Consider the following 1,239-nt stretch of genomic DNA (forward strand, 5'->3'; position numbering starts at 1 on the left):
AAGCGGCAGTGACTCGAAGGTATCAAAATCTGGACTGTCCCAGGGACCCTCATCGTGACTGACGATCGATCCATGCTCAAGACTGATCAGGAGAGGTATCGATTCCGGCGACACATTGAGATCAAGTCCATCCTGCGTATTGAACGCACCCAGCGACGACGGAAAACTCGCGCCTGGATAGGGTCGCTTGGGCGGCTCAGGGGATGTGGCCGAGTTCGCAACTGCGAGGTGCTCTCCCAGCGCTTCGTTGGCAGATCGTGCGCGGTCCATCCATGCGCTGATGACAAGCACAAGGATAAAGACGGCCCAGGCCGTCAGGTGCAGCGCCATCGAAGGCAATGGGGCGAATGCCGTTAACAGCGCTGCCCCCGCAATCAACCCCAATGCCGCATCAGTCAGACGCCGACCCAGAGACTGGGTTGCGACGGGCGGTTGGTCTGGTCGGGTTCGGATGGATGTTGGCACGTTGATGCGGCCTCCCTGTTCATCATGGACAGGGAAAATGGTTTAACCGATTGTCAAAGAAGCATTTTAGCATGGCTTGGAGAGCGCTGCTGCCGCCTCTGCATCGCCATTGCGAGCAGCCTTGGCGGACATCATGTTCTCGTGCTCGCGGCCTGAAAAACACTTTGTGGCTGACGAGGGTGTCGCAACCGAGCTTTGCGTATCCTGGTGTCATCAGCCGGATGGTTCTCGGTGGCGCCCGGGGGGCATGAAGCGCAGCCATCCACCACCAAACCGGTTTTGCCAACGCCACAGCTGCGTGAGGACATCGATGATGAACAGGCACAACCGGCTATTGACGCGCATCGCGCTGGCGATACTACTGACAGTCTGGGGAGGGCACGCAATGGCCACCGAAGAACCGCCTTACGAGGTCGTCCGTGAAGACTCAGGTTTCGAGCTGCGTCGCTATCAGCCGCAACTGCTCGCAGAGACCGAGGTCCAGGGCCGCTTCGACAAGGTCGGCGGCAAGGCCTTTGGCATCCTCGCCGACTACATCTTTGGCAACAACCAAGCGGCCGAGAAGATCGCGATGACCGCACCCGTCACGCAGCGCCCATCGGCCAGCGAGGATGACCAAGCCGGAACGCGGATCAAGATGACCGCCCCGGTGACGCAACGTCCCGCACAGACCGACTCCGGCAGCTTCATCATCAGCTTCGTGATGCCGGAACGTTTCACCCTCGAGACCGTGCCGCGTCCCAACGATCCGCGCGTGAGCCTGCGCGAAGCCCC

General features: G+C 60.5%; 2 protein-coding genes. One reads left to right on the forward strand and one right to left on the reverse strand.

All coding sequences use genetic code 11. From position 1 onward, the window contains the following. Positions 1–330 (reverse strand): hypothetical protein (locus VBE63_RS29720; protein ID WP_323686567.1); only part of this gene is annotated, 330 nt, incomplete at its 3' end. 520 nt (positions 331–850) lie between these two features. On the opposite strand from VBE63_RS29720, the gene VBE63_RS29725 reads away from it, so the two are divergent. Continuing rightward, the coding region (locus VBE63_RS29725; RefSeq protein ID WP_323686568.1) for a heme-binding protein at positions 851–1,239 on the forward strand (389 nt) is incomplete at its 3' end.

Source organism: Lamprobacter sp., from assembly GCF_034860625.1.
Taxonomy (GTDB): domain Bacteria; phylum Pseudomonadota; class Gammaproteobacteria; order Chromatiales; family Chromatiaceae; genus Lamprobacter.